At 57.8% G+C, this 4,196-nt stretch carries 6 protein-coding genes and 1 pseudogene; 2 read left to right on the forward strand and 5 right to left on the reverse strand.

Annotation, left to right across the window (positions count from 1 at the left end; translation table 11 throughout):
- Positions 1-109 precede the first annotated feature (109 nt).
- The 3 genes from EN935_RS24805 to EN935_RS42245 form a co-directional block, all read right to left on the reverse strand.
- Positions 110-394 (reverse strand): hypothetical protein, encoded by a 285-nt coding sequence (locus EN935_RS24805; protein WP_109659595.1) that lies wholly within the window; start codon positions 392-394, stop codon positions 110-112.
- A gap of 398 nt (positions 395-792) precedes the next feature.
- Entirely contained in the window at positions 793-1,410 is a 618-nt protein-coding gene (locus EN935_RS24810; RefSeq protein WP_245468738.1) for an NADP-dependent oxidoreductase, read from the reverse strand.
- Positions 1,386-1,718 (reverse strand): alcohol dehydrogenase catalytic domain-containing protein, encoded by a 333-nt coding sequence (locus EN935_RS42245; protein ID WP_245468739.1) that lies wholly within the window; start codon positions 1,716-1,718, stop codon positions 1,386-1,388. Before EN935_RS42245 ends, EN935_RS24810 begins: the two co-directional genes overlap by 25 nt.
- Positions 1,719-1,808: 90 nt before the next feature.
- Here EN935_RS42245 and EN935_RS24815 point away from each other — a divergent pair, with 90 nt between their 5' ends.
- Positions 1,809-2,207, forward strand: a complete 399-nt coding sequence (locus EN935_RS24815; protein ID WP_109659599.1) for a helix-turn-helix domain-containing protein — start codon at positions 1,809-1,811, stop codon at positions 2,205-2,207.
- Positions 2,208-2,359: 152 nt separating this feature from the next.
- Here EN935_RS24815 and EN935_RS24820 read toward each other — a convergent pair whose 3' ends face one another.
- Positions 2,360-2,737, reverse strand: a complete 378-nt coding sequence (locus tag EN935_RS24820) for a flagellar export protein FliJ (RefSeq protein WP_109659601.1) — start codon at positions 2,735-2,737, stop codon at positions 2,360-2,362.
- A gap of 450 nt (positions 2,738-3,187) precedes the next feature.
- On the opposite strand from EN935_RS24820, the gene ctrA reads away from it, so the two are divergent.
- Complete coding sequence (ctrA, locus tag EN935_RS24825) at positions 3,188-3,883, forward strand: cell cycle two-component system response regulator CtrA (protein WP_006203583.1); 696 nt, start codon at positions 3,188-3,190, stop codon at positions 3,881-3,883.
- A 111-nt stretch (positions 3,884-3,994) separates the two neighbouring features.
- On the opposite strand, the pseudogene EN935_RS24830 reads toward ctrA, so the two are convergent.
- Positions 3,995-4,196: pseudogene (locus EN935_RS24830) on the reverse strand (response regulator); the annotation flags it as partial.

The following is a 4,196-nucleotide window of genomic DNA, read 5'->3' on the forward strand; positions in this document are numbered from 1 at the left end:
ACGCAAGCTCGCTCGCAGACCCGCGGGGGTGAGCCATGGGTCGTCCCTCCTTCGGGGTTCCACAGGGCGAGGAGAAGATCGCGCTTCCCCGATCAGGTATGAAAGAAATCTATTCCACAAATGAGCCGAGGAAGTCGTTGACCAAATCCTCGTTCGTCTTCGAAAAAAGACTTTCGATGGTTAGGTCCATCTCTTTCTGGGCAATAATCGCGTCGATATGTGCGGTTGGGAGCGGATTGCTGAATCGGCAACTTAGCGCGTGTTGTGTCCTTTGAACCAGGTAGCAGCTCACGAGTTCGGATTTTTCGTCACCAAATTGCAGGTAAAAGTGATCCGGACTGCCTGAAAAGCTGCCGATATACAGCGCCGCTCCGCCCTCAGACAGGTCCAGCATACGGAAATTGGCGCTCAGTACCTCTCGCAGGCCATGTGACGGGAAGATGAGTCGAACAAGGAAGTTGACGTCTCTTCGAACCCATCTGCGTTTTTCCTCGGTACTCCCGGAATATACCACACGCTTTGTCCCAAAACTTAAGATTCCAAGTATTTCTTGTTAACTACTTCGGTAACATGGGTTAAAAGGCTTAAAGATCGATAGGAGGTTCCGTTCGAATTGGTTCTACCCATATGGATTCTCGAGCGCGCACCCGTTTCTCAACGTCGCCGATCTCGCATATAACCGGGCAGAGGCGAGACGATCCAGCGCGCCGCGCTAGGTTCGTCCGCGCCCGCGCGCTGGAAATAAGGGCGCGACAAGCCGCGCCTTCGTTTTCGAAACGAGTCTTTTGGCGCTCAAACCGTCAGCGCAACCTTGCCGATCGGCTTGGTGGCGAGGAAGGCGTGAGCAGCCCCCGCCTGGTCGAGCGGGAAGCTTTTCGCCACATGGACGGCGAGCTTTTTCGCATCGATCAACTGAGCCAGTTCCTGCAGGCCCTTCCTGTCGGGCACGACGGACATGCGCTCGACCTGGATGCCCTGCGCACTGGCCTGCGCCCTGGTGGCGTCGCTGACATTGAGCAAGGACACCAGCACGCCACCGCGCTTGAGCACCTTCAGTGAGCGTTCGGCATGCTCGCCGCCCAGTGGCTCCAGCACCAGATCGATGTCGCGAACCTGGTCGGTGAAATCGCCCTTGGTGTAGTCGATGACCTCATCGGCGCCGAGTTTGCGGACGAAATCGAGCTTTTGCGGGCTGGCGGTGGCGATAACATAGGCGCCGCGCGCCTTGGCGATCTGCACCGCCAGATGGCCGACGCCGCCGGCCCCCGCATGGACCAATACGCGCTGGCCCGATTTCAGCCCGCCATGGCGGACGAGGCCTTGCCAGGCGGTCAGGCCGGCCAAAGGCAAGGCGCCTGCCTGGAGGTGGTCGGCGCCCTTCGGTTTCAGTGCGATTTCATCGGCCGGCACAGCCGCCAGTTCGGCATAGCCGCCGCCTGCTTGGGAAAGCGCGGCATGCCGAACACCTCGTCGCCGATCTTGAAGCCGGTGACGCCAGCGCCGAGCGCCTCGATTGTTCCCGGGATATCCCAGCCCAGGATGAAGGGCGGCTCGCCGAGCAGCTGATAGTGGCCGGCGCGAACGGAGCCATCGACCGGATTGATGCCGGCGGCTTTGACGCGGACCAGCACCTCGCCGGCCTTTGGTGTGGGGTCGGGCTGATTGGCAATGACAAGGACGTCGGGTCCGCCGACGGAGTTCTGGATAACGGCACGCATTGAGATATCTCCTGCTTGGTTGCTGCCACTATCATTTGGATAGTAATAGTCCCTTGTCCAGTATGTACCTTTCTGATATATACGCACCTCATGGATAGTGAGAACGACTGCGGTTTCGGCTATGACGCGTTCCGGCGAACGTGTCCTTCGCACACCGTGCTGGAGATGCTGGCCAGCAAATGGGTCTATCTGGTGGTTTGCGCGCTGCGCAAAGGCCGGCTGCGCAATGGCGAGCTTGCCCGCAAGCTCGAAGGCATTACGCCGAAGATGCTGACGCAGACGCTGCGCGTGCTTGAGCGTGACGGACTGGTGCGGCGCGATATCTTCCCGGTCATCCCGCCGCGTGTCGAATATGAGTTGACCGAACTCGGCCAGAACCTGGCGGGGCTCCTTACCGAGATCAGATCATGGGCGGAGCAGCATGCACCGGACATCAAGGACGCCCGTGCGAGGGCAATTGCCGATGGTGAAGGGGATTGGGCCGCCTAATGTATGTCGCCCAAAAGTGACCTCGGTTTTGGGAAAACGACATGCATAAAAACTTAGGGCGGCTCTCAGTTTTCTTGGCGGCCTTCCACCAGGGCCGGCCGAGATCATGCACTTGCCAGATGGCAAGCGCCAATGTCGTGGACAGGCCGGTTTCAGCCGATCATGGCGCTGCGGCCGCCGATTTCGGCTTCGCGGATCTTGGTGTCACGCGATTCCAGCATTTCCGCCTTGGAAAGCTCCGCTTCAGCTTCGCCGAGTAATGATTCGGCAGTGCTTCGCTGCTGCGCGAGGTCGCTTTGCGAATTTCTGAGGTTGTCGCGGCGCAAACGCGCCGCCTTGGCGAAGGTCGGATAGGCGAAATGGTTGATGTCGGTGATGCCGGCCTTCTTTTCTTCAGCGGTGATCTGAAGCTCCAGCTCGACGGCCATGCGTTCGAACTCGGCGATCATCATGTCGAGCTGCAGCAGCTGCCGCCGCTTCTCATTCACCTGAAACTGTTTCAGCCGAACGAGGTTTTCACGTGACTTCATGATTCGTACTCCCGGAAACGCACACCCGCACTTATCGTCCAAACCACCTGGAAGAGCCCAGGCCGCACCCGTGTCCACCGGCTTTCCCCGAACTATGGGAAACAAAACCCTAAAGTTTTTTGCCAGCGGTAACCATTCGTTTACGGGCATTGTTAATCATACGGGTCAGGACTTAAGGCCGGGTAAAAATTCCGGCCGCCGATGCGGAAGCGACGTCGATGAGTCTCTGGAGTCACTTAGTCCAGATTATTGATGTGTTGCATTAGGATTTGGTTCTGAGATTCGTTATTAGATTCAAGAGGGTGTAGAAAGAGGTTAAAAAATCTGGTACCGTCATGGGCGGGAAATTAGGTTTTGTTAACCATTTGATGGCAGCCTCTGCACAAGGCAACCACTGCTCCGGGTCCGGACGGGTCGTGAAATGGTCCGGCAGCAGAAAAGGGGAATGAAATGCGTGTTCTGCTGATAGAAGATGACAGTGCAACCGCACAAAGCATCGAGCTGATGCTGAAATCGGAAAGTTTCAACGTCTACACGACCGATCTCGGTGAAGAGGGCGTCGATCTAGGCAAGCTCTACGATTACGACATCATCCTTCTCGATCTCAACCTGCCTGATATGTCGGGCTACGAGGTCTTGAGAACGCTTCGCCTTTCCAAGGTAAAGACGCCAATCCTTATCCTCTCCGGCATGGCCGGCATCGAGGACAAGGTGCGTGGCCTCGGCTTCGGCGCTGACGACTACATGACCAAGCCGTTCCACAAGGATGAGCTGGTTGCCCGCATTCACGCCATCGTGCGGCGCTCCAAGGGGCACGCCCAGTCGGTCATCACCACCGGCGACCTGGTGGTCAACCTCGATGCTAAGACCGTCGAAGTCGGCGGCCAGCGCGTGCACCTGACCGGCAAGGAATACCAGATGCTGGAGCTGCTCTCGCTGCGCAAGGGCACGACGCTGACCAAGGAAATGTTCCTCAACCATCTTTATGGCGGCATGGACGAGCCTGAGCTCAAGATCATCGACGTCTTCATCTGCAAGCTGCGCAAGAAGCTCGACGCGGCATCTGGCGGCCAGAATTACATCGAGACGGTCTGGGGTCGCGGCTATGTGCTGCGCGAACCGGAAGACATCCGCGTCAGCGCCTGATCGACGGGCATCGTTCGGACTTTCTTCAATAAAAAACCCGGCTCTGGCCGGGTTTTTTGCGTGATGGGCTGGTAATTATCTCTTTTTACGCAATTCCTGACAGCAGGCGCGTCACGCGCTTTTCCTGGAATTGCTCGACACCACCGAATCAGGTGCGATCTTCAAGGTGCGAAAACGCTCGAGCAGTTGCGGCCTGTTGAATGGCTTCAAGAGGTAGCCCTGGGCGCCGGCGCGCTTGGCCCGCATGATCGAAGCGATATCGAGCTCGACCAGTGAAATCAGGATCTGCGGCCTTATCGGGCTCTCCATGGCG

The sequence above is a fragment of the Mesorhizobium sp. M7D.F.Ca.US.004.03.1.1 genome (genome assembly GCF_003998635.1).
Classification (GTDB): Bacteria; Pseudomonadota; Alphaproteobacteria; order Rhizobiales; family Rhizobiaceae; genus Mesorhizobium; species Mesorhizobium loti.

What these genes read in the sequence shown, in the direction of transcription:
- EN935_RS42245 (WP_245468739.1), bottom strand. Translation starts at nt 1,718, where the DNA reads ATGCGTGCCGTTATCCAGAACTCCGTCGGCGGACCCGACGTCCTTGTC.
- EN935_RS24815 (WP_109659599.1), top strand. Translation starts at nt 1,809, where the DNA reads ATGGATAGTGAGAACGACTGCGGTTTCGGCTATGACGCGTTCCGGCGA.
- EN935_RS24805 (WP_109659595.1), bottom strand. Translation starts at nt 394, where the DNA reads ATGCTGGACCTGTCTGAGGGCGGAGCGGCGCTGTATATCGGCAGCTTT.
- ctrA (WP_006203583.1), top strand. Translation starts at nt 3,188, where the DNA reads ATGCGTGTTCTGCTGATAGAAGATGACAGTGCAACCGCACAAAGCATC.
- EN935_RS24820 (WP_109659601.1), bottom strand. Translation starts at nt 2,737, where the DNA reads ATGAAGTCACGTGAAAACCTCGTTCGGCTGAAACAGTTTCAGGTGAAT.